This is a genomic window from Planctomycetota bacterium (genome assembly GCA_016872555.1).
Taxonomy (GTDB): domain Bacteria; phylum Planctomycetota; class Planctomycetia; order Pirellulales; family UBA1268; genus F1-20-MAGs016.
Genome location: VGZO01000059.1, coordinates 1 through 20,849 on the forward strand (window position 1 = coordinate 1; position 20,849 = coordinate 20,849).

The 20,849-nt window shown below is 73.0% G+C and carries 14 protein-coding genes and 1 pseudogene; 2 read left to right on the top strand and 13 right to left on the bottom strand.

Annotated features, from left to right (window positions below; genetic code table 11):
* Window positions 1-71: 71 nt before the first annotated feature.
* From FJ309_15080 to FJ309_15095, 4 genes and pseudogenes are all read right to left on the bottom strand, one after another.
* Window positions 72-263, bottom strand: a pseudogene (locus tag FJ309_15080) (sulfite exporter TauE/SafE family protein).
* A 32-nt stretch (window positions 264-295) separates the two neighbouring features.
* On the bottom strand, window positions 296-1,330 hold the full coding sequence (locus FJ309_15085; protein MBM3955912.1) for an alkane 1-monooxygenase: 1,035 nt from the start codon (window positions 1,328-1,330) through the stop codon (window positions 296-298).
* 43 nt (window positions 1,331-1,373) lie between these two features.
* Entirely contained in the window at window positions 1,374-3,764 is a 2,391-nt protein-coding gene (locus FJ309_15090) for an RND transporter (protein MBM3955913.1), read from the bottom strand.
* A complete protein-coding gene (locus FJ309_15095; GenBank protein MBM3955914.1) occupies window positions 3,754-5,727 on the bottom strand; it encodes a redoxin domain-containing protein in 1,974 nt (657 codons plus the stop codon). The genes FJ309_15090 and FJ309_15095 overlap by 11 nt, the downstream gene beginning before the upstream one ends.
* A 163-nt stretch (window positions 5,728-5,890) precedes the next feature.
* Here FJ309_15095 and FJ309_15100 point away from each other — a divergent pair, with 163 nt between their 5' ends.
* Window positions 5,891-7,375: a malate:quinone oxidoreductase gene (locus FJ309_15100; GenBank protein ID MBM3955915.1), complete on the top strand. Its 1,485-nt coding sequence runs from the start codon at window positions 5,891-5,893 to the stop codon at window positions 7,373-7,375.
* Between the two features lie 9 nt (window positions 7,376-7,384).
* On the opposite strand, the gene FJ309_15105 is transcribed toward FJ309_15100, so the two are convergent.
* The 3 genes from FJ309_15105 to FJ309_15115 form a co-directional block, all read right to left on the bottom strand.
* On the bottom strand, window positions 7,385-8,362 hold the full coding sequence (locus FJ309_15105) for an ABC transporter permease (protein ID MBM3955916.1): 978 nt from the start codon (window positions 8,360-8,362) through the stop codon (window positions 7,385-7,387).
* Entirely contained in the window at window positions 8,359-9,381 is a 1,023-nt protein-coding gene (locus tag FJ309_15110) for a sugar ABC transporter substrate-binding protein (protein MBM3955917.1), read from the bottom strand. Before FJ309_15110 ends, FJ309_15105 begins: the two co-directional genes overlap by 4 nt.
* 450 nt (window positions 9,382-9,831) lie before the next feature.
* The gene (locus FJ309_15115) at window positions 9,832-10,686 is read right to left on the bottom strand and encodes a transporter (protein ID MBM3955918.1); all 855 of its coding nucleotides are present in this window, start codon (window positions 10,684-10,686) and stop codon (window positions 9,832-9,834) included.
* Between FJ309_15115 and galK the strand changes: the two genes are divergently transcribed.
* Window positions 10,659-11,996 (top strand): galactokinase, encoded by a 1,338-nt coding sequence (gene galK, locus FJ309_15120; protein ID MBM3955919.1) that lies wholly within the window; start codon window positions 10,659-10,661, stop codon window positions 11,994-11,996. The two genes, FJ309_15115 and galK, sit on opposite strands and share 28 nt — an antisense overlap.
* On the opposite strand, the gene FJ309_15125 is transcribed toward galK, so the two are convergent.
* The 6 genes from FJ309_15125 to FJ309_15150 are packed head-to-tail and all read right to left on the bottom strand — an operon-like array spanning window position 11,944 to window position 20,831.
* A complete protein-coding gene (locus FJ309_15125; protein ID MBM3955920.1) occupies window positions 11,944-13,134 on the bottom strand; it encodes a hypothetical protein in 1,191 nt (396 codons plus the stop codon). The genes galK and FJ309_15125 overlap by 53 nt on opposite strands.
* Window positions 13,023-15,569: a VWA domain-containing protein gene (locus FJ309_15130; GenBank protein ID MBM3955921.1), complete on the bottom strand. Its 2,547-nt coding sequence runs from the start codon at window positions 15,567-15,569 to the stop codon at window positions 13,023-13,025. The genes FJ309_15125 and FJ309_15130 overlap by 112 nt, the downstream gene beginning before the upstream one ends.
* A gap of 6 nt (window positions 15,570-15,575) precedes the next feature.
* Window positions 15,576-17,390, bottom strand: coding sequence for a hypothetical protein (locus tag FJ309_15135; GenBank protein MBM3955922.1), 1,815 nt, complete (start codon window positions 17,388-17,390; stop codon window positions 15,576-15,578).
* A gap of 15 nt (window positions 17,391-17,405) precedes the next feature.
* Window positions 17,406-18,359 (bottom strand): DUF58 domain-containing protein, encoded by a 954-nt coding sequence (locus FJ309_15140; GenBank protein ID MBM3955923.1) that lies wholly within the window; start codon window positions 18,357-18,359, stop codon window positions 17,406-17,408.
* Window positions 18,272-19,780, bottom strand: coding sequence for a hypothetical protein (locus FJ309_15145; protein MBM3955924.1), 1,509 nt, complete (start codon window positions 19,778-19,780; stop codon window positions 18,272-18,274). Before FJ309_15145 ends, FJ309_15140 begins: the two co-directional genes overlap by 88 nt.
* Before the next feature lie 10 nt (window positions 19,781-19,790).
* Window positions 19,791-20,831, bottom strand: coding sequence for an ABC transporter ATP-binding protein (locus FJ309_15150; protein MBM3955925.1), 1,041 nt, complete (start codon window positions 20,829-20,831; stop codon window positions 19,791-19,793).
* Window positions 20,832-20,849 lie beyond the last annotated feature (18 nt).

Here is a 20,849-nt window from a genome sequence, read left to right on the forward strand (position 1 = left end):
GGGAGCGTCGTTCGCCCACCGAGCCACGCGCAAGGAGCGCTCGCCAGCGCCAGCGGCACGAGGAATCCGAGCCGCAGGTGGCCGGCCCGGGCAAACTGAACCGTCGCGATCGCGGCGACGACCACGTTGAGCAGCAGCGCCGCGGGGCGGATCTCCGCCGGGGCGACGCCAGCCAGGGTCATCACGGCCACATAGCCCGTCGCGCCGGCATGGCCGACGGCGGCGTAGAGAAAGGCGACGACGCCGATCTCCCAGGGGAACAGGTCGGTGATCACGATTCGTGCGCCGCTCGCCGTCACACCGGGGGCAGGCGTGGATCGACGATCCGCCGCCACAGCGGTGGCACCATCGCCACCAGCAGCATCGTCGCGTAGCCGGCGGGGAGTTGCGGAGCCTCGTCGGTCGTCTCCAGTGCCTGGTAGCGCTTCGCCGCCGCGAGATGGTGATCGGCGTGGCGGGCGAGGTTGATGAGCAGCCAGTTAGTGACCCGGTGGCTCGAGTCCCAGGAGTGCCGGGCGTCGACGCGCTCGTAGCGTCCGGGGGCGACCTCACGGCGCACCAGGCCGTAGTGCTCGACGTAATTGATCCCCTGGACGAGGACGATGGCGACCAGACACTGCCCGGCGAACACCGCCACCCCCGGCCAGCCCCCCAGGCACCAGGCGGCGATCGGCATCGCGATCATCGTCGCGCCGTAGCGCAGCGTTCGGTTCCCGAGCGACCAGGGAGACAGGCCGCGCTTGGCCAAACGCTCCGACTCGACCTGCCACACCATCCCCGCGCCGCCGACCACGCTCCGCACCAGGAACGCATACAGCCCCTCGCCCCGCCGGGCGGTCGTCGGATCGAGGGGCGTGGCGACGTGGCGGTGGTGGCCGTGGACATGCTCGATGGCGAACTGCGGAAACGACACCAGCGCCAGGAGGATGTCGGCCAGCATCAGCTCGAACCGGCCGGTGCGGTGGACCAGCTCATGGGCGTAGGTGATGCCGACGCCGCCGGTGACGCTCCCCAGCGACACGACCAGACCCGCCATCTCGACCGGCGAAAGCGACCGCGTGCCGGCGAGCCAGACCCCCCAGGCCACCAGCGCCGTCTGCACCGGCACCCACGCCCAGGTCACGAGCCGAAAGGCCGTCTGCCGCCCGAGCCGGTCAGCGTCGTCGGCCGCGTGGTGGGCCAGGTCGAGCCGGAGCAGCGCGTCGGCCACCGGCAGGCCGACGTACAGGATCACCACCGGCAGCCACGTCCACCACCCGCCCCACAGCGTGCTGGCGACGACCAGCGGCGGAAGGAGGAAGCTGATCGTGTAGGGAAGCACGTTGAGCATCGCCCGAGCCCCCTTCGGCCATGCCGGCCAAGCCCTCGCCTCATCACCCTGCCAGTGTAGCCTCGGCAGCCGGCTCCCCGGCAGCCGTGTCGGTCGGCAGCCCTGCCGCCGCGCCGTCGTCGCCGCGGTCGAACACCGCCACGAGCGCCGGCAGGCAGAACAGGTCGCACAACAGCGCGATCGACAGCGTCACCACCCCGAGGAGGGCGAAGGCCCGGTGGTCGCGGTTGTCGCTGACGAGCACCGAGCTGAAGCCGACCACGAGCACGATCGTCGTCATGATCATCCCCGTTCCCACCTCGGCGAACGCCTGCCGGATCGCGGCCACGCGCGGCAGCCCCTGGGCCTGCTCGAAGCGGTAGCGCGAGAGGAAGTGGATCGTGTCGTCGACCGCGATCCCCAAGCAGATCGTCAGCGCACAGACGCTGACGATGTCGAGCGGCTGGCCGGTGAACACCATCCACGCCGCAGCCCCGGCCAGCGGGAGCATGTTGGGGACGATCGCGATCAGCCCCAGCCGCAGCGAGCGGAACGCGATCACCATCACGAACAGGATCTCGATCGCCGCCGTCCCCAGGCTCCGGGCCAGGTCCATGACCACGTGATACAGATCGCGCCACCGCCAGATCGGATCGCCCGACAGGCCGATCGTCACCCCGGGATGGGCGGCCGCGATCTCGCGCAGGCGGGCGTCGAGCCGGTCGAACGTCGGCTTGTAGACGACCGTGCCCTTGTCCTGGACGCGGAACGTGACCCGGGCCGTCCGGGCCTCCGGATCGTAGAGCGACTGCTTGAGCGGCGGCGGCAGCAGCTCGAGGAGCGTCATCCGCTCGCGTGAGGGCCCTTCGCCGGGCAGGCTGTCGATCAGCCGCCGCAGCGACAGCGGATGGGCGAGAAGCGGCTCGGCACGGACGGCGTCGTCGACCTCCGTGACCAAGTCGGCGATCGCCGCCGGGTCGAGCGCCGGATCGGACCACTCGATGTCGGCGGAGCAGACGTCGAGGCCGCCGAGCGCGGCGTCGAGCCGCTCGAGGGCCAGCTGCGCCGGGCTCCCCATCGGCAGGATGTTGGCCTTGCGGTCGTCGGGCTGGAGCCGCAGCGAGACCAGCGCCAGCGCCACCAGCAAGCCGATCGCCAGGGCGCTGGTCACGCGCGGCCGCCGGAGCGTGAAGTCGATGCCGCGCTGGATCCGCGGGAGCTGGCCGCCGATCGCCTCGCGCCCCGCCCCCGCGGCGAGGACCTTGCCCCATTCCGTCACGCAGGCCAGTGGCAGCACGGCCATCACCGCCAGCCAGGTGGCGGCGACCCCGATCACGCACGACCAGCCGAAGTCGCAGACCACCTCGTGCTGGGCCAGCGACAGCGATGCCATACCGATCGCGGTGGTGATCATCGTCAGGAAACAGGCGACGCCGACCGTCGCCAGCGCGCGATGGCAGGCCTCGCGTGGTGCGAGCCCGGCGGCCAGCCCGCGGCGGATATCGACCATCATGTGGACCGAGTCGGCGAAACCGACGAGGCTCAGCAGGATCGGCAGGATGACGTGGCTGAACGGGTTGTCCTGGAGGCCGAAGCAGCGGATCAGGCCGAGCGTCCAGAGGACGCCGAGCACCGGGGCCGCAGCGGTCACGAGAACCACCGACAGCCCCCGGAACAGCACCGCCGACAACGTCAGGATCAGCCCGTAGGCAATGAGCTGGAACTTGCGTTCGTTGGTCTCGCGGGAGCGCATCCACGCCAGCCGGATCGGCACCGAGCCGGTCAGCGACAGCTCGACAGGCACGCCGGGATGCTCGGCGGCGGCGGCCGTGGCCGTGGCGAGGATCCGATCGGTGACGTCGGCTTCGTCATCGACGTAGGCCCAGTCGAAACGGACGAGCATCACCGTCGTCCGGGCGTCCGGCGAGAGCAGCTGCCCGACGACGAGCGGGTGCTCGACGGCGCGCTTCCGGGCCACCTCGAAGCGCGCCGCGGTCGCAGCGCCGCGCGGGAGGATCGGCTCGGCGAGGCCGAAGATGTTGAGCGGCGGGGCGGTGTCGAGCCAGGTGACGCCGGCGACCGCCGGCAGCGCTTCGAGCCGCCCGACGATTCCCCGCAGCGCGTCGGCGCCGGCACGGGTGAAGATCACGGGGCTCTCGACGACGAGGACGGCATCGCCGCGGCCCACCGCCGAGCCGCGCCCGCGGCCGGTGCGGCCGAGGCGCCGGCTTGCCGGCCCCTGCCCCTGCGCCGGCTGGTCGGCCCGGGCCTTCGCTTCGACGAGACCGGCATCCTCCAGCTGCCGCCGCACCCAGCCCGGGTCGCGGTAGCCGGAGATCGCCAGGAGCGTCACGACCGCCCCGACGACCAGGCACGCCCACGGGTGATCGACGAGCCGGGCAAACAGCCGGCCGGTCGGGGAGAACCGCGGCTGCGGTGGCGACTCAGCGATCACGGTCGCGCACTCCCGCCGCCTCGACCATTTCGTCGCGCGTGATCCGCCCGTCGCCGTCGCCGTCGAGCGACGCGAACGCGAAATCGCGGATGATCCGGGCGCTCTCCGCCCGCGTCACCACGCCGTCGTGGTCGCCGTCGAACCGCGCGAAGAATGCCTCCGCCCGTTGCTCGGCGGCCGGCGAGGCGGCTGCCGCTCCCTCGGTGCGGCGGCGCCGCGGTCGCGCCGCGCCGGCGGCGTCGCGCGGTGCGGCGACCTCGAAAAAGGCCAAGGCCATCTCCTCCCAGGTCTGGTCCCCCCACATCACCGTCTCACCCGGCGCGGGATTGACCGGATTGCCGGCCGAGTTGTCGAACACCGCCACGATCTCGACGCGCTCGACGTCGTCGAGCGCGAGGGGGGTCGCGAGCTCGTAGGTGTGCTGCCAGTTGAAGTCGTAGCGCGGCACGTCGAGGAGCACCTCGCGGCCGGCGGCTCTGACGACCTCGACGCGAAACGCCCGCCCGCGCAGATGCATGTGGGGCGACACCGCCAGCAGCGTGCTCCCGGCCGGCCAGCGCTCGAGCTCGGCCCGTACCTCGTGGGCCGCCGCGCCGGGCGGGATCTCGAAATCCTGCTCGAGGGCCGCCAGCGTGAGGACCTCGTGGGTCACCTCGTCGGCGGGCATCGTGATCAGGCCGATCCGCGACAGGTCGCTCACCGGCGTGCCGATTGGCGTGTAGTGCATCTGAAACACGAACTTCGCCCGCTTCGGCAACCGCCGCGCGTGGCCCGGCGGAAACGTCGTCGCCCGCTGCCCAGGGACATACGCCGACACCAGCCCCGTGCCGCGGAACTCCGCCAGCGTCTCGGGGCGGGCGAACACGATCGCGTGGTGGACGACCGCCGGCGTGCCGGGCACGACCTGCGCGGCGCTGATCCACGTCTCCTCGTCGAGCTGCGGATCGGCGACGAAATACTGGTATTCGACCGTCCCCGACGCCGGCACCGCGAACGGCGCGGGGGCCATCGCCACGTCGATGTCGGGCCGCCGCGGCAGCCGCCAGCCGCTGGCAAACTCCGGCGGGGGCGGAATCGCCGCCAGATCCCCCTCCGGATGTCCGGCTGCGATCCAGCGCTTGAACAGGTCGATCGTTCCTGGAGGAAGCACGCGGGCGTTGCGAAACTCCCCGTGGGCCGGATCGGCGTGCCAGGGAGGCATCCTCCCCTGCTCCATCACCTCGACCATCATCTCCGACCAGCCCTTCACCTCCTCGTAGTCGCTCACGCCGAACGGGCCGATCTCCCCCGGCCGGTGGCATTCCATGCAGTGCTGCTGGAGGAGCGGCGCGATCGCCTCGGCAAACGTCGGCGCGTCGGCCGTGGGCTCCGTCGGCCGGTCGAACGTGATCAGGCACCCGACCGGCTCGGTGCGGGAAATCGCCACGGGACGGCCGGCGAGCAGGTCGCCGATCGCCGCCACGAGCTCCTCGCTCGTCGGGGCCGGCCGGGCGAGCCCGGGCGCGAATTGGTCGTCGACCCGCCCCGCATAGACCACCGTGCCAGCCCCGTCGAGGAGGACGACCCCGCCGGTCCGCGTCGCCCCCACGTGGCGGGCGATCCGCTGCCCTTCGTCGCGGAGCAAGGCGTAGTCGACCTCGAGCTCGCGTCCGGTCGCGGCCAGTTCGTCGGCCGTGTCCTGCGGATTGGCATCGACGCCGATCACGGTGATGCCCTGGTCGGCGAAGCGCTTCGCGATCTCGCCGAGGCGCACGGCATACTGCCGCGCCACCGGGCAGCCGACGCCGAGAAACCCGATCACGACGCCCCGCTTCGCCCCCAGCTCCGGCACCGGCGTGCCGGTGACCGTCGTCTGCGGCAGCAGCCCCTCGGGAAGCGGTGCTGCGGCCGACCACCCGGCAACGAGCGTGATCACGGCGGCAGCCACGACGGCGACGCCAAACGGTCCGCGAACGATCGCCATGGGGCCTCCGTCACCTCGAGCCTCGTCGGCCGACCACCCGGCACGCCGAAGTGTAGCCCCGCCGCGGAATGCCGACGACAGGAGTTGAACGGGGCCGGATCGGGTATGTTCCCCGGCTCACGGACCTGTCAGCCGGCCCGTGTCACCGCGTCTCAACCCCCCCATGGCTACCCCTCCCGACTGCGATGCGATCCTCGTCGGCAGCGGGATCATGTCGGCGACGCTCGCGGCGCTCCTCCGCAGCCTGCTCCCGGAGTTGACCCTGCGCGTCGTCGAGGCCGGGCCGGGGCTGGCCCGCGAGAGCTCCGACGGCTGGCACAATGCCGGCACCGGCCACGCCGGCATCTGCGAGCTCAGCTACACGCCGGCGCGCTCGGCCGACGGCACGATCGACGTCGCGCGCGCGATCCGGATCGGCCAGCGCTTCGCCCACTCGCTCCAGTTCTGGGGGCATGCCGTCGCCAGCGCCGCCATCCCCGCCGACTTCATCCACGCCGTCCCGCATGCCACGTTCGTCATCGGGGCCGACGACGTCGCCTTCCTCCGCGACCGCCGCGCGGCGCTCGCCGCCCACCCGCTGTTCGCTCCGATGCAGTTCAGCGCCGACCCGGCCCGCATCGAGCGCCTCGCGCCGCTGGTGATGGAGGGGCGCGCGGCGGGGCCGGTCGCCGCGAGTTGGATGGACGCCGGCACCGAGGTCGACTACGGCCGCCTCGCCCGCCACCTCCTCGGCTGGCTCGCCCGGCAGCCGGGCACCATGATCGAGACCGGCAGGCGCGTGCGCTCTGTGCGGCGCTGCGGCAGCGGATGGGAGTTGACGATCGGCCACGGCGACGGCACCGTCGAGCGCACCACCGCCCGATTCGTGTTTCTCGGCGCCGGCGGCGGCACGCTGCCCCTCGTGCAGTCGGCCGGGATCGCCGCGGCGCGGGGCTACGCCGGGTTTCCGATCGGCGGACAGTGGCTGGTGTGCGACCGGGCCGACCTCGCCGCCCGCCATCCGCTCAAGGTCTACGGCGGCACGCCCCCGTCGGCACCGTCGCTCGGCGGCCCGCACCTCGACCTCCGCCGTCTCGACGGCAAGCCGGCGCTGCTGTTCGGTCCGTTCGCCAGTTGGACCACCCGGTTCCTCCGCTTCGAGGGGCGCCTCACCGACCTGCCGCGGTCGCTGCGCCCCTCGACGATCGGCACGCTCCTGCGCACGGGCGTTCAGAACCTCGGCCTGGTGCGCTACCTCGTCGGCCAGGGGCTGCAGCGCATGGCAGACCGGCTTGCCGCCCTGCGCGAGTTCTATCCGCTCGCCCGGCCCGACGACTGGCGCTTGGTCGAGGCCGGGATCCGCGTGCAGACGCTCAAGCCGGTCGATCGCGGAACGATCACGTATGGCACCGAGGTGCTCACCGATCCCGACGCCACGCTCGCGGCGCTGCTTGGCGCCTCGCCCGGGGCCTCGGTGAGCGTCGACGTCGCCCTCGAGATCGTGAAGCGCTGCTTCGCCGATCGGCTCGCCGATCCCGCCGTCCGCCGCCGCCTCGACGAGGCGATCCCGACCCACGCCGTCGACCTGACGTGTGCTGCCGAGGCCCGTGCCGCGGCGCCTGCCGTCGCGCGCTTGGCCGACCACCTCGGGCTTCCTGCACCCTGGTAACCGCCGCGCTCAGGCTTCCCCGTCCCCCTCGCGGCCGCGGCGCTCGAGGAAGTCGAGCGCGACCGCGGCCACGATCGCGGCGCCGGTCACGATCCGCTTGATCGGCTCCGACGCGCCCAGGTGCGCGAGCCCCGCCTCGAGCGTGGCGATCACCGCCACCCCCAGCACGCTTCCGGCGCACGATCCCGCGCCCCCTGCGAGGCTCGTGCCGCCGATCACCACCGCGGCGATCGCCGCCAGCTCGAGGCCCGTTCCGGCATTCGGGTCGGCGGAGCCGATCCGCGCCGTCGCCAACACGGCCGCGAGGCCGGCGAGCGCCCCGGACAGGACGTGGACGGTGATCCGCACCCGGCCGACGTCGATGCCGGCATACCGCGCAGCCCGTGGATTGCCCCCGACGGCGCGGAGGTGGCGGCCGAACACCGTGCGCGTGATCAGCACGTGGACGGCGACCACCGCCACTGCCGCGATCAGGATCGTCGGCGGCAGTCCGAGCGCCGGAAGCGGCCGGGCAAGCGGCTCGAGCGCCCCGCCGAGGTATTTGGTCCGCGATCCCGTCACCAGATACGCCGCGCCGCGACAGATCTCGAGCATCCCCAGGGTCGCCAGAAACGCCGGCACCCGCAGGCCGACGGTCATCATCCCCGCCGCGAGTCCGGCCACCGCCCCGACGGCGATCGCGAGTGGCACCGCGGCGGCCACCGGCCAGTGCCAGTCGACGAGCGCAATCCCGAGCACGCCCGCGGCGAGCGCCGCCACCGACCCGACTGCCAGGTCGATCCCGCCGCCGAGGATCACCGCCGTCATCCCCGCGGCGACGACCAGCAGGCCCGGCGTCCGGCCGACGAGCGTCTGCAGCGTCGCTGCCGAGAGAAAGTGGGTCGCCGTCAGCGCGAACACCGCGACCAGCGCTCCCCACGCCGCGAGAAGGACGCCGTGGCGGCGGAGGGCCCGCCAGGCCGTGGCGTCCGCTGCCGGCGCGCTCATGGCGCCGCCCCGTCATCTGGCCCGGTGACCAGGTCGATCGCGGTCGTCCGGTCTTCGGGCGCCGCCGCTCCCGACAGGATCGCCAGCGCCGTCTCGATCCCTTCGACCGCGAGCCGGTCGCCATGCTGGTCGACCGTCGCCACCAGCCGCCCATCGTCGAGCAACGGCCGGACGGCGGGAATCGCGTCGAACCCCGACACGAGCACCTCCCTGCGCCCCGCCGCGGCGATCGCCGCCGCCGCACCCAGCGCCATGCTGTCGTTGGCACAGAGGATCGCCCGGAGGCGCGGGTGGGCGGCGAGCATCGCGGCGGCGATGCCGTCGGCCTTCTCCATCTCCCACTGGCCGCTCTGCGTGTCCACGACCACGAGCCGCGCGTCGCGCGCCGCGTCTGCCAGGCCGAGGCTCCGTTGGCGGGCGTTGTCGGCGGTGACGATCCCCTCGACGATCGCCACTTCGTCTCCAGGCTGGAGGCGTCGGGCGACGGCGGCGCCGGCGAGTTTCGCCCCCGCGCGGTTGTCGGGACCGACGAACGGCACGGTGAGCCCGGCGGACCGGAGCGCGTCGGCGTCGAGGCGGTTGTCGATGTTGACGACGAGCACGCCGGCCTCGCGGGCCCGGGCCAGCGCCGGCACGAGCGCCTGGGAGTCGGCTGGCGCGATGACGATCGCCGCCGCGCGGCGAGCCACCATCTGCTCGACGATGCCGACCTGCTCGGCGACATCGGTTTCGTTGCGCATTCCGTTGACGATCAGGTCGTAGCGCTGGGGCGCGGCGGCCTGATGGCTCTTCGCCCCCGCGGCCATGGCGGCGAAGAACTCATTGGCCAGCGACTTCATCACCAGCGCCACCAGCGGCCGACTGCCGTCGCCCCCGGCGCCCTTGCCCGGAAGCGCCTCCTGCGGTCGCGATGAACAGCCCATGGCACCGACGAGAACCGCCGCGAGAACGAGACTGCGGACGCGACCGGGAGTTTGACCACCGTGGTAGGAGTGCGATACGGCCTGAGGAATGCTCATCGGGTGTGCCCCACGTGACGACGGCCGGGGAACGTGACTCTCGTGCCCAGAGCCTACTCGACCATGACTGGCCACAGGTCGGGGCTGCCCACGCCCCGTCGCCGGACGCTCACTTCGGCCCGAGGCTTTCGCGCCGTCGCCGCCGTCCCGGCGTCGGCTCCGGCTTGCGGTCGCCAGGCGAAGCCTGGCTCCCTCGGCAATGCCTCCGCTCGCTCGGATGTCGACTTCGCTTCGCCATCCATGGCTCCGCTCGTCGCCTGAACGCCGGCTCCCGGGGCATGGGCAGCCCCTCCACGCCTCGTGGAGGTTCACCCAACGCGCCCCCGGCGCCGCCACTGGCGGCGGCCACGGTCGCCCGGAGGTGCGACCGCCGCAGGCGAGGGAACCCTTGGCGTTCCCTCCGCCTGCGTAAGCCCGCGGGGGCCATGGATGGCCCCGCGGGCGCGAAAGTCAGTACCTCCACCCGATCCCTGCATCGGAGAAAAACGGTGCGGCATCCTCCGTCAGCCCCCAGCCGACGCGGACGCCGATCTCCAGCCGTGGTGTCAGCATGAAGTGTGTGCCCGGGCTGACGAACGGCCGGACAGTGTCGTCCTCCAGCCCCTGCGTGCTGGTGGCGAAGTATTCCGCGTGCACCTCCCAGCGTTCCGTCACCGGGCGGCGCCACACCACCGACGGCCCCCAGCGTGAGAACCAGCCGCTCTCGGCGACCGAGTAGGCGTAGCGCAACGCCGCGTCGAGCCGGCTGCCGGCGGGCAGCTCCCAGCCCCACACGACCGTGGCCACGGGGCTCGTGCCCCACTCCTCGGCGTAGGTCGGCGTCGTCGCTTCCAGGATGAAGCAGCTCTCCGGCACCCAGGCGTCTTGCTCCGTCAGCGCCGCCTTGAACCCGAACAGGATATTCGACTCGTAGATGGCGTGGCCGTCGATCGGCAGCTCGCCGACTTCCACGTTCGTCACGACGTTCCCCTGCGAACCCACCGAGTAATTGATCCCCACGCGCCATTCCCACCACTCGGTGGCGGCGTAGCGCACGAGCAGCTCCGGATAGCTGTTGGTCGGCGTGCCACTGCGGTTGTCGATGAAGACCTGCGACCCCTCGAGCAGGCTCGTGCCGGCGGCGATGCACCGCGTCGCCGGCGTGAAGGCGTCGCGGTCGGTGTGGAGGTCCGGTTCCTCGGCGGCGATGGTCGCCGCCGCCATGGCGAAGAGGAGGGCCGCGATCGACGCGCGCGGCCCCGGGCCGCGGCCGCGTGGTCCGGCCGGCGCGGCAGCCGATGCGCACCTCGACGTCGATCCGGCCATGGCCCCCTTCCCCGCAGGTCGGCAGTCCCGCTCGCCGTCTCGTGGCGCGCGCGTGCAGCCTCCCGCTCCGTCCTCGTTCGGCCACGGCGGCGGTGGCGCGTCCGGATTTCCGACCGCCGCGGCCAAGTCCGCGCCGCTTGCCGAGGAGGGCTACACTGCCCGGCTTTCCGGAGGTGCCCATGGCTCCAGCCGCGCCCGCGGCAGGCGGATTCGTCGTCGTCGCGCATGGTCGGGTCAACCTGATCGGTGAGCACACCGACTACAACGACGGCTTCGTGATGCCGATGGCGATCGAGCCGGCGGTGCGCTGCACGGTGCGGCGCCGCGGCGACGGCCTCGTCCGCCTCCGCTCCGTGGGCCACGAGGGGGAAGCGGTCGTCGATCCGTCACGGCCGCTCGGGCCGGGGCGGCGCGACTGGGCGCGCTACCCGATCGGCGTCCTCGCCGGCTATGCAGCCCGTGGGTTCGCGATCCCGGGCTGCGAGATCGAGATCTCGGCCGATCTTCCCGTCGGCGGGGGCTTGAGCAGTTCGGCCGCGCTCGAGGTGGCCGTCGCGACCGCCGTCGAAACGCTGTGTGGCCAGGCGCTCGACCCGGTCGAGAAGGCCCTCCTCTGCCAGGAGGCCGAGCACCGCTTCGCCGGCGTGCCCTGCGGGATCATGGACCAGTTCGCCGTCACGCTCGCCCGCCCCGGCCACGCCCTCCTGCTCGACTGCCGGTCCCGCGCCGTGACCCACGTGCCGCTGGCCGACCCGTCGGTGGCCGTAGCGGTGATCGACAGCGGCGTGAAGCACGACCTCGCCGCCGGAGCATACGCGCGCCGTCGCGACGAATGCCGCCGGGCGGCTGACCGGCTCGGCGTCGCGTCGCTCCGCGACCTGTCGGCCGACGAGTGGTGGTCGCACGGGCCCGGGCTGCCCGAGATCGAGCGGAAGCGCGTCGCCCACGTGGTGTCGGAAAACGCGCGCGTCCAGGCGTTTGCCGCGTCGATCGATCTCGGCGACTTCGTCCGCGCGGGGCGGATCATGGTCGAGAGCCATTGGTCGCTGGCGCGCGACTACGAGGTCTCGTGCCCCGAGATGGACGCCCTCGTGGCCGCGGCCAACCGCGTGCCCGGCGTGCTCGGGTGCCGGATGACCGGCGGCGGCTTCGGCGGCTGCGCCGTGGCGCTGGTCCGCGCCGACACGGCGACGGCGGCGCTCGAGCGGATCGTCGACGGGTACCGGACTTCCACCGGGAACAGGGCGCGCGGGTTCGTCACGGCGCCGTGCGGGGGGCCGGAGGTGGCTCCGGCGGCGGCGGCAGGCTGACGTGGTAGTCGCCGAAGCGCGGGTCGGGTTCGGGGAAATCGGTCGACACCAGCTGCGCGCCGCTGGCGAGGGCTTTGTCGCGGCGCGAGCCGTCGTTGGCGCGGGCCTCGACCGTGCCGGCGTCGGCGCGCGTCCGGACCATGAATCCGGCCGCGACCAGGGCGCGGATCTCGTCGTGGCCGGCCACCGGATCGTTGCGCTTCATGAACGCGGCGGCGGCGTGGTCGCGCGGCACGCTGGCGAACAGCAGCCGCCCGGCAAGGCCCGGCGCCGGGGCGAGGTAGCGGTCGCGCAGCGCCCCCTCGTTGTCGAGAAGGAAGCAGACCTTGCCGCGGGCGGCGTCGATCGAGGGCCAGCCGCGCGTGACGACGGCCTCGCGCACCGTCGCCGAGGTCCCGCGCACGTCGTCGGGAGTGAGGATCCGCTCGCGGGCGAACACGCCGAGGATCGTCTGTTCGAGCTCGGCGAAGCCCGCTTCGTCCCAGGGCACCGGTCGCGTCGGGGCAAACGAGTCCTCCTTGCACTCGACCAGCACGAACAGCGGCACATGGCCCGGGTGGGCGTCGGACCAGGCGCGGAGTTGCCCGAGCGCCGCCGCCAGCGACGGCACCGTGGTGCGGAAGTCGAACCCCGGCGAATGGAGGACCTTGATGCCCGGGGCGGCCAGCTCGGCGGCGTGGTCGAGTGCCGGCGCGGCGGCGCCCGTGCGCGCGGCGAACGTGAGCGCGAACGGCTCGGCGAACAGGCCCCCCTGGGGGTCGAGGTAACAGTCGAGCTCGACGTGGCGCAGGCCCCGGTCGAGCTGCTCGGCGAGGGGCCGCTGGGTGACGTCGTTGGCACGGGCTTCGGCGGGGACGACCGCCGCCATCAGGCCGAGCGTGAACGGGTCGGGGGCGACGTGGTAGGAGTTGTGGGTGCCGAGCAGGCGCAGGTCGGTGATCCGTGGCGCCGGGTCGGCGGCGGGCGCGAGGGAAGCCCAGACGGCGGCGAGGGCAGGAAGCCAGAGCAGGCTTCGGTGTGTGCCGCTCATCGTGCCTCCCTGCGCGTGGGCCAGCGCCAGCCGGTCTGGGTTTGGAAGGCGTCGGCGAGGATCGCCAGGGCCAAGAGCGGCAGCAGCCAGCGCCGCAGGCTTTGCCATGCCGGCGGTCGTGGCGCCGACCAGACGTCGGTGAGGTCCACCAGCTCGCTGCCGCCGCTGCGCCCCGCCACGCCGCGGACCTCGGCCAGCCGACGCGGATCGACCGTCCATTCGGGATTGGTCGTCACGCCGATCGGCCCGACCGCCAGCGTCGCCTCGCCCACGGCGACGCCGGCACGGACATAGTCGACGTCGGCGGCGTCGACCGCGGCCAAGTAGTGACCGGGCGACAGCCGCTCCCAGGGGATCGGTGTCGAGGCGCCGGCGCCGCCGGCGGCGACGGTGAGCCGCGGCGCGGCGGCGGCGAGGCGCTCGTTCCAGGTGTCGTCGTGATACAGATCGAAGCGCACGCTCGTGCCGTCGACGCGGGCCCGCAGGCCGATCCCCGCCGGGGGCTCGGGGCCCATCAGATAGCGGGCCAGAGAGCTTGCCATGTCGGCATAGCCGGGCCAGGCGCGGACCGTGTCGGAATGCTCGCCCCCGAGCGGGCAGGTGACCGCCGCGACGCGCCCCGTGCCGCGCTGCCAAAACGCCATCAGCGGCGCGGCATCCTCGTCGCCGGTCACCGCGGCGACCGATGCCTCGGGGCGGAGCGACGTCATGTTGAAGGCGTCGACCTGCGCGGGCCAGTCCAGGGGCTCGGTTGCCAGCTCGAGCCAGCCGGGGGTGCCGAGGACGGTCACCGGGTCGGTGAGAAACGCCGACCGCGCCATGGTCGTCGTCTCCATCTGGAACAGCGCCGGCAGGTCGCTGCCATCGGCGCTGTAGAAGATCCGGCCGCCGCCGCGGAGGGCGATGTCGTCGAGCAGGGCGGCATCGACGTCGGTCCGACTCCCCATCCCGATCACGCTCACCGTGCACTGCGCGGCGGCCATCTCGGCCAGGAGCGTCTTGTAGTCCCCCGGCTTCTCGGCGTCGGCCGCGTCGGCAAACAGGATCACGTGGCGCTGGCCGATCTCGACGTCGCGGAGCATCTTCCACGCCGCCGCCAGGCCCTGGTAGCAGTAGATGCCGCCCCCCTCGCTCACCAGCCGCCGCGACGCCCGCGCCAGCTCGTCGCGGTGGGTGGCCACCGCCACCGGCTCGGGCGTGATCGGATGGGGATCGCTATCGACCGGGATCACGGCCACGAGGTCGGCCTTGCCGAGCAGCTCGATCGCCCGCGCCGCCCCTTCGCCGGCCAGCGCGATCTTCGTCATGCCGGTCGTCCCCGCCGTGGCCATCATGCTCCCCGAGCGGTCGATGACGATCGCCAGGGCCACCGACAGCTTGCGCTGCTCCTGCTTGAGCTCCTGGTCGACCGGCAGGAGCGGGTCGATCGGCGACTTCGCCCACCCCCCGGACGCAAACGCATACCGGCCGCCGATCATCGCCAGCCCGCGCCCCTGGGCCTCGACGTGGAGCGGCAGCCCGGCGATGAATTCCGCGTCGAGGCGGGAGGCGGGGACGTTGTTGAGGATCACCGCCGCGCTGCCGGCCAGCGCCCCGACCCCGGCGCGCGGCGGATCGTCGATCACCTCGACCTCGAGCCCCTGGCGCTCGAGGACCGCCGCCAGCGGGTCGTCGATCAACGACGTCACCAGCAGCACGCGCCGGCCGCCGTCGATCTCCACCCACCCCGCCGCGGCGTCGTTGCCGGGGCGCGTGTCTTCCGTCGGCAGCACGCGGACCTCGTAGCGGTGGGCTCCCGCGCCGATGAGCCGATCGGAAAACCGCACCTGCCCGAGGCCGTCGATCACGTCGACTTCGAGCGTGCCGATCACGTCGCCGTCGCGCTTCACCTCGAGCGGCACGCGGCCGTCGACCGTGCCCTGGACCGTGACCCCTGCCACCAGCGCCTCGCGCGGCTGGGCGCGGTGCGGGAGGTCGAGCCGGGCGATCGAAAAGTCGACCCCGCCGCGCGACGGCGGCAGGCGGAGGTCGAGGGCGATGCCGCGCTCGACGAGCTTCTCGGCCACGCCGGTGAGGGGCTCGGTGGAGTAGCCGTCGGTGAAGGCGAGAAACCGCGTCGCCCTGGCGGGGTCGGCCCCGGCCAGCGCGCGGATGACGGCGCTGCGCAGCCGGGTGGCGTTGCGCGGGCCGGCATACTCCGTGCCCCCCGGCCCGGCCCGCAGCTGCGCCCCCCGCGGCACCGCCTCGGCGGCGAAATCGACCGCCAGGATCCGGTCGTCGGGCCCGGCCGACTCGGCGAGCAGTTTCTCCCATTCGCGGAGGCGCGGCGTGAGCTCGTCGACCGCCGAATCGGAGCGATCGACGAGCAGCCACAGGTCGAGGCCGTCGCTCCGCGAGCGGATCTGCGGATCGGCCAGGAGCAACACGACCAGCCCCAGGCAGGCCGCCCGGACGGGGCGGCCGAGGCCGAGCGAGCGCCACTGCCATCCGGCAGCGACGAGGAGCGGCGCGAGGAGCAGCCAGGCAGGTGTGGCGAGCGACATCGGCATTCACCCGGAGGACGCGGCGGCGTGGGCGCGCTGCCGCCAGGCAGGCCAGCCCCAGGCCCCGACCAGCGCCAGGGCGATCGCCGCCAGCCACAACGGCGCCCGCGGATCGGCGATCGATTCGCGCTTCTGCTGCTCGAGCGCCAGTTCGCCGACGGTGTCGACGGCCGCGGCGGCGCGGAAGTCGGACTCGCGCGCGTCGGCGGCGTGCGCCGCCCCGACGAGCACCGGCGGGCCCCCCGGCCGGCCGACGGTGAACAGCCCGGGCTCGTCCGGCGCCCGACCGCGAAACGGCGACTCCGCCGTGGTCGCCGCGGTGCCGGTGGCCGTGGCACCTAGCGGCGTGAGCGTGACGACGCTCGTGCCATCGGACGGCAGGTCGATCGGCTGACCGACCTGGAAATTGTCGCGCCACGGCCGGTCGCGCGTGGCCCGGATCCGATCGGCGAACCGGCCGAGGAGCACCACCAGCGCCGGCAGTCGCGGCGCGGTCGACGCGGCGACGTCGAAGGCGAGCAGGAGCTGCTCCGCGCCACCCTCGAGGCGGCGCAGCACGATCAGCGGCCGGTCTCCCTTCCAGACGAGCGTCTCGTCGTCGTCGGCGGCATCCAGGCGCACCGGTGCCGGCGAGAGCAACCCCGACCAGCCGAGGTCGACGACGAGCGGATGGTCGGTGGCGGCGATCGCGGCGCCGTCGAGGGGCGCGGGTGTGGCTTCCTCCGGGGCAGCGGCCGGGGCGAGCACGGCCGCCGCGGTGACCGCGTCGCCGAGGCGGCCGACGACGATGTCGGCCTCGGCGGCGCGCACGCCCGTGTCGACCGCCGGCAGCGCGGCGAACATCGCCGTCAGCACGTCGGTGGTGCGGTCGTCGCCGCCGATGGCGACGGCCACGCGGCGCGGCTCGGGGTCGACCAGCGCCAGGCGATCGTCGGCGGCAAACGCGTCGGGCGACAGTTCGAGGACGAGCTTCTCCGCCCCCGCGGGCCACGGCCCGTCGACCGGGATGATCTGCCCCGGCTCGAGCGCGAGCTCACTCGCCGGCAGAAGGTCGCCCCCGCCTTCGCCCCCCGCGTCGCCAGTGCCGCGCACACGGAGGCGCCGCGTCTGGCCGGCAGTGCCGGGATTGGTGACGATCGCCCGCCAGCGGCGCGCCCCGGCTTCGCCGACGACGTCGCCACCGGCAAACCCGACGTTGTCGATCGCCTTGCCGACCGAGAACTGGCCGATCGTCTCCGGCACCGTCATCGGGCGATCGGTGACCACGATCACCGCCCCGCGCCCACCGGGCACCAGCCCCGCGGCCGTCGCCAGCGCCGGCCCGAGATCGTGGTGGCCGAGGACGGGGCGCCAGCCGCTGTCGAGCTTCGCGAGCAGTGCCGCCAGGCTCGGCCCGGCGTACAGCGGCGCCTGGTTGGCACCCGACGGGATGAGGTGCCAGTCGGTCCGGTCGGCGGTGGCACCGACGCGCTCGAGCGCCGGCTCGAGGGCCTGGCGCGTCGGCTCGCGAAACGCCGCCAGCGACGCCGAGCTGTCGAGGACCACGGCCACGGTCTGCCGCGGCTTCCGGGTGACCCACCGCGGCTCGGCGAGCAGCCACACCAGCGCCAGGGCGGCGAGGAGCTGGAGCAGCAGCGGCACCGAGCCGATCAGGCGCTCGAGGCGGAGGCCGCCGTCGGGCGGCAGCCCCGCGTGCTCGATGAGAAACAGCGTGCTGGTGCGGATCGTGCGCGAGCGCTGCCGCAGCGCGTGGATCACGAGCAACGCCGGGATCGCACCGAGGGCGAGCAGACCCCAGGGGTTGGCGAGAAACAGGCCCATCGAGGCTCCGCCGTGTCAGGTGATGTCGACGACGCCCTGCGCGAGGGCCTCGCCGCGGAGGGCCGCCAGCAGCTCCCCCTCGGCGAAGACCCGCGCCATCCCCGCGCCGCGCCGTGCCGCCGCCTCGCGCCACTGGGCGAAGTGGCGCTCGTAGGCGGCCGCGTAGCGCGCGCGGATGGCATCGTCGACGACTTGCCGGCGGCGCCGGCCGGTCTCGCAGTCTTCGAACTCGACCGCGTCGGGCCAGTCGGGCGCCCGCTCGGCGCGCGCCACCGGCACCAGCAGCAGCGTCTGCCCGGCATGGGCGGCGAGGCGGGCGACGGTCGCCGGCGGCGGCGAGGGGTCGAGCAGATCGCCGACGAACACGCGCAGCGACCCCGACCGCAGCGGCACTCGCTCGAGCGAATCGGCGAGCAGACCGGGCGCCGCCGGCACCGTGGCGGGCCAGTCGTGGGCCAGCGCCGCGGCCACCTCGACCTCGACGGGAGCGGTGTCGGCGCGGCGCAGGAGGGCGAAGATCCGCAGGTGGCCCCCCTGCCGCAGCGCGCTTTCCAGCGCGAAGTAGACCAGCTCCCAGGTCCGCGCTGCCTTCGCCTCGTCGACGAACATCGACTGACTGAGGTCGACGACCAGATCGACGCGGGGGGCGACCTCGGAGCGATACAGCTTCATCGTCGGGGTGCCGCTCCGCGCCGAAGCGAGCCAATTGATGTGCCGGGGGTCGTCGCCGGGCAGGTAGGCGCGCTGGTCCTGGAATTCGATCGAACTGCCGGTTCCCTTGCCCGCCTGGATCCCGGCGGTGCCGCTCCACCGCCCGCGCGACAGCGGGAGCCGGGCGATCCCCGCCAGGTGCCGCATCCGCGAGTGGATCGCCGTGTGGTTCATGGTGCGGTCCTCGGCGCGGCGCTGCCGCGCGCCGTGCGGCAGGCTGCGGCTCTCTGCCAGGCGCGCAGCAATTCGGCGCGCCATGCCGGCAGGAGCGGCAGCCAGACAAGGAGGGTGGTGATGATCGGAAACAGCCCCTCCACGTAGCCGAGTCCAGGGTTGACCCGTGGGTCGCCGATCATCATCAGGCTCGGCCACGGGAAGAGCAGCGCGACGAACTCGAGGACCTGGAGGGTGAGGCTGGGACGGAACCGGTTGGTCTGCCACAGATAGAGCACCGGCAGGATCGTCATCAACGACACCAAACCGTAGATCACCGCGCGGAGGCGGGGCGTGGCAAACAAGCGCGTGAACGGGATCGGAAACAGCACCGCCGCGAGGACGATCGGCGAGTAGGCCGGGATCGTGATCCGCGCGTCGCCGCCGAGCTGGGCGGCGAACGCCTGGGCGAAGACCAGGAACAGCGCTCCGAGCAGCAACAAGAACAGCGTGCCGGTGGCCCAGCCGGGGGTCAACAGCATCGCCAGCGCGGGAAACCGGGCAAACGGCTCGTGGATCGCGCGGAGCGGCACCGGATCGCCGAGCGTCTCGCCGACGCCCACCAAGGCGACGATCACCCAGGCGGAAAACGCGGGCCACACGAGCTCGTTCCAGGTCGAAAGCGCGATCGCCGAGCCGCCGAGGAGCACGATGCCCCACCAGGCCAGGAATGCGATCCCGACGAGCCCCAGCGCCAGCAGCCGTTTGCGCACCGCGTGGTTCTCCGCCCGCGGGGCGATCGCGGCGATCGCGTATTCGAGGAGCACGACCGTCAGCGGAGCCGTCGCCAGTGCCAGCAGCCCGAGGCCACCGGGGGTCATCGAGGGCAGAAAACCGCCACTCATGCCGATCACGGGCACTCCCCAAGACAGCACGATGGATCCGAGCGAAATGACGAGCCCACGGATCGCGGGTGGCTGGGTCGACGCCATCAGGGCGGCCGCCGTGACCAGCCCGGCGACCACCACGAGGCAGCCGATCGCCGTCATGTCGCCGATCACCCCGTACCCGCCGAGGAAGTATTGGAGGACGACGTAGGGCAGCACCGCGATCGCGACCAGGACGACCTGCGCCATGATCGCGATCCACTTCCCGACGACGATCTGCGTGCTCCCCAGCCGCGTGAGGCGCAGCAGGTCGAATGTCTGGCCGACCTCCTCGCTGCGGATCGCCAGCAGGCCGCGGAGCGGCAAGATCATGGTGCTGCTGACCGTGAACAGGAACCAGAACAGCCCGCGGAAGAACTGCCCGGCCCCGCTCTCGGCCGCCGTGACGATCCACACCGTCATGAGCAGCGCCAGGCCCCCCTGCAGCGCCGTGAACGTCATCGAGAACGCCCCGGACTGCAACCCCTGCCGCAGCTCCTTGACGAGCATCGGCGACAGCCACGACGGCAGGTCGTCGCCATGCCACCGGCCCGGGGACGGTTTCGCGGAGGCCGGCGCGCCGGCCGCGGTGGTCGCCATCACCTGCTCCTCACTCGAGCCGCTTGACCAAGTCGACGAACGCCTCCTCGAGCCGGCGCTGCTCGCGCCGGAACTCGACCACGTCGATCCCGGCGATCACCAATTGCCGCAGCGTTGCCGCCAGGCCGGCCTCGTCGGTCGCAGGACAGCGGACGAGCGCTCCCCGGGGCCGCTCGGCGACGATCGACCACCCCTGCCGGGTGCCGATCCAGTCGCGCAGCGCCCCGGTTCCGCCCGCCACCGTCACCTCGACGTCGGTCGCCGTGCCCTCCGCAGTCGCGCCGTTGCGCAGCTCGTCGGCCCGCCCCTCGAACACCATCCGCCCCTTGTCGATGAACACGATGTGATCGCACATCTCCCCCAGCTCGCTGAGGATGTGGCTGGAGATCAGCAGCGTCTTGCCGCGGTTGGCGAGGATCCGCACGAGGTTCTTGAATTCCAGCCGCGCCTTGGGATCGAGGCCGGCGGCGGGCTCGTCGAGGATCATGAATTCGGGATCGGGGATCAGCATCCGCCCGAAGCACAGCCGCTGCGACATCCCCTTGCTGAGCTTCGCCATCTGCCGGTCGGCGAGGATGTCGAGATCGGCGAACGACATCACCTCCTCGACGCGGTCGCGCCGGCGCGCGGCATCCAAGCCGTAGGCGCGGGCGAAGAAGTCGAGGTATTCGAAGACCGTCATGCTGGCGTAGGTGCCGAGATGGTCGGGCATCCAGCCGACCAGTTGGCGGACCTCGGCCGGGCGCTCGGTGACGTCGTAGCCGGCCACGCGGACGGTGCCACTCGTCGGCTCGTCGAGCGTCGCCAGCACGCGCATCGTCGTCGTCTTGCCGGCGCCGTTGGCGCCGATGAACCCGACGACGGCACCGCGCGGGATCGAGAACGAGAGATCCCGGACCGCGATGACCGGGCCGAACGAGCGCCATAACTCCTCGATCTGGACCAGTTGTACGGCGGCCTGCGCCGCCGGCTCCTCGATGGCGGTGGCTGGTTGCGGTTTGGGGGCGGCCTGAGCTGTATGTACGGCGGCCTTCGCCGCCGGCTCCTCGATGGCGGTGGCAGGTTGCGG

Bases quoted from the DNA above. Each gene is read 5' to 3' on its own strand.
- FJ309_15085 (MBM3955912.1), bottom strand. From the start codon at position 1,330: ATGCTCAACGTGCTTCCCTACACGATCAGCTTCCTCCTTCCGCCGCTG.
- FJ309_15095 (MBM3955914.1), bottom strand. From the start codon at position 5,727: ATGGCGATCGTTCGCGGACCGTTTGGCGTCGCCGTCGTGGCTGCCGCC.
- FJ309_15100 (MBM3955915.1), top strand. From the start codon at position 5,891: ATGGCTACCCCTCCCGACTGCGATGCGATCCTCGTCGGCAGCGGGATC.
- FJ309_15105 (MBM3955916.1), bottom strand. From the start codon at position 8,362: ATGAGCGCGCCGGCAGCGGACGCCACGGCCTGGCGGGCCCTCCGCCGC.
- FJ309_15110 (MBM3955917.1), bottom strand. From the start codon at position 9,381: ATGAGCATTCCTCAGGCCGTATCGCACTCCTACCACGGTGGTCAAACT.
- galK (MBM3955919.1), top strand. From the start codon at position 10,659: ATGCGCACCTCGACGTCGATCCGGCCATGGCCCCCTTCCCCGCAGGTC.
- FJ309_15115 (MBM3955918.1), bottom strand. From the start codon at position 10,686: ATGGCCGGATCGACGTCGAGGTGCGCATCGGCTGCCGCGCCGGCCGGA.
- FJ309_15125 (MBM3955920.1), bottom strand. From the start codon at position 13,134: ATGGCAAAGCCTGCGGCGCTGGCTGCTGCCGCTCTTGGCCCTGGCGAT.
- FJ309_15130 (MBM3955921.1), bottom strand. From the start codon at position 15,569: ATGTCGCTCGCCACACCTGCCTGGCTGCTCCTCGCGCCGCTCCTCGTC.
- FJ309_15135 (MBM3955922.1), bottom strand. From the start codon at position 17,390: ATGGGCCTGTTTCTCGCCAACCCCTGGGGTCTGCTCGCCCTCGGTGCG.
- FJ309_15140 (MBM3955923.1), bottom strand. From the start codon at position 18,359: ATGGCGCGCCGAATTGCTGCGCGCCTGGCAGAGAGCCGCAGCCTGCCG.
- FJ309_15145 (MBM3955924.1), bottom strand. From the start codon at position 19,780: ATGGCGACCACCGCGGCCGGCGCGCCGGCCTCCGCGAAACCGTCCCCG.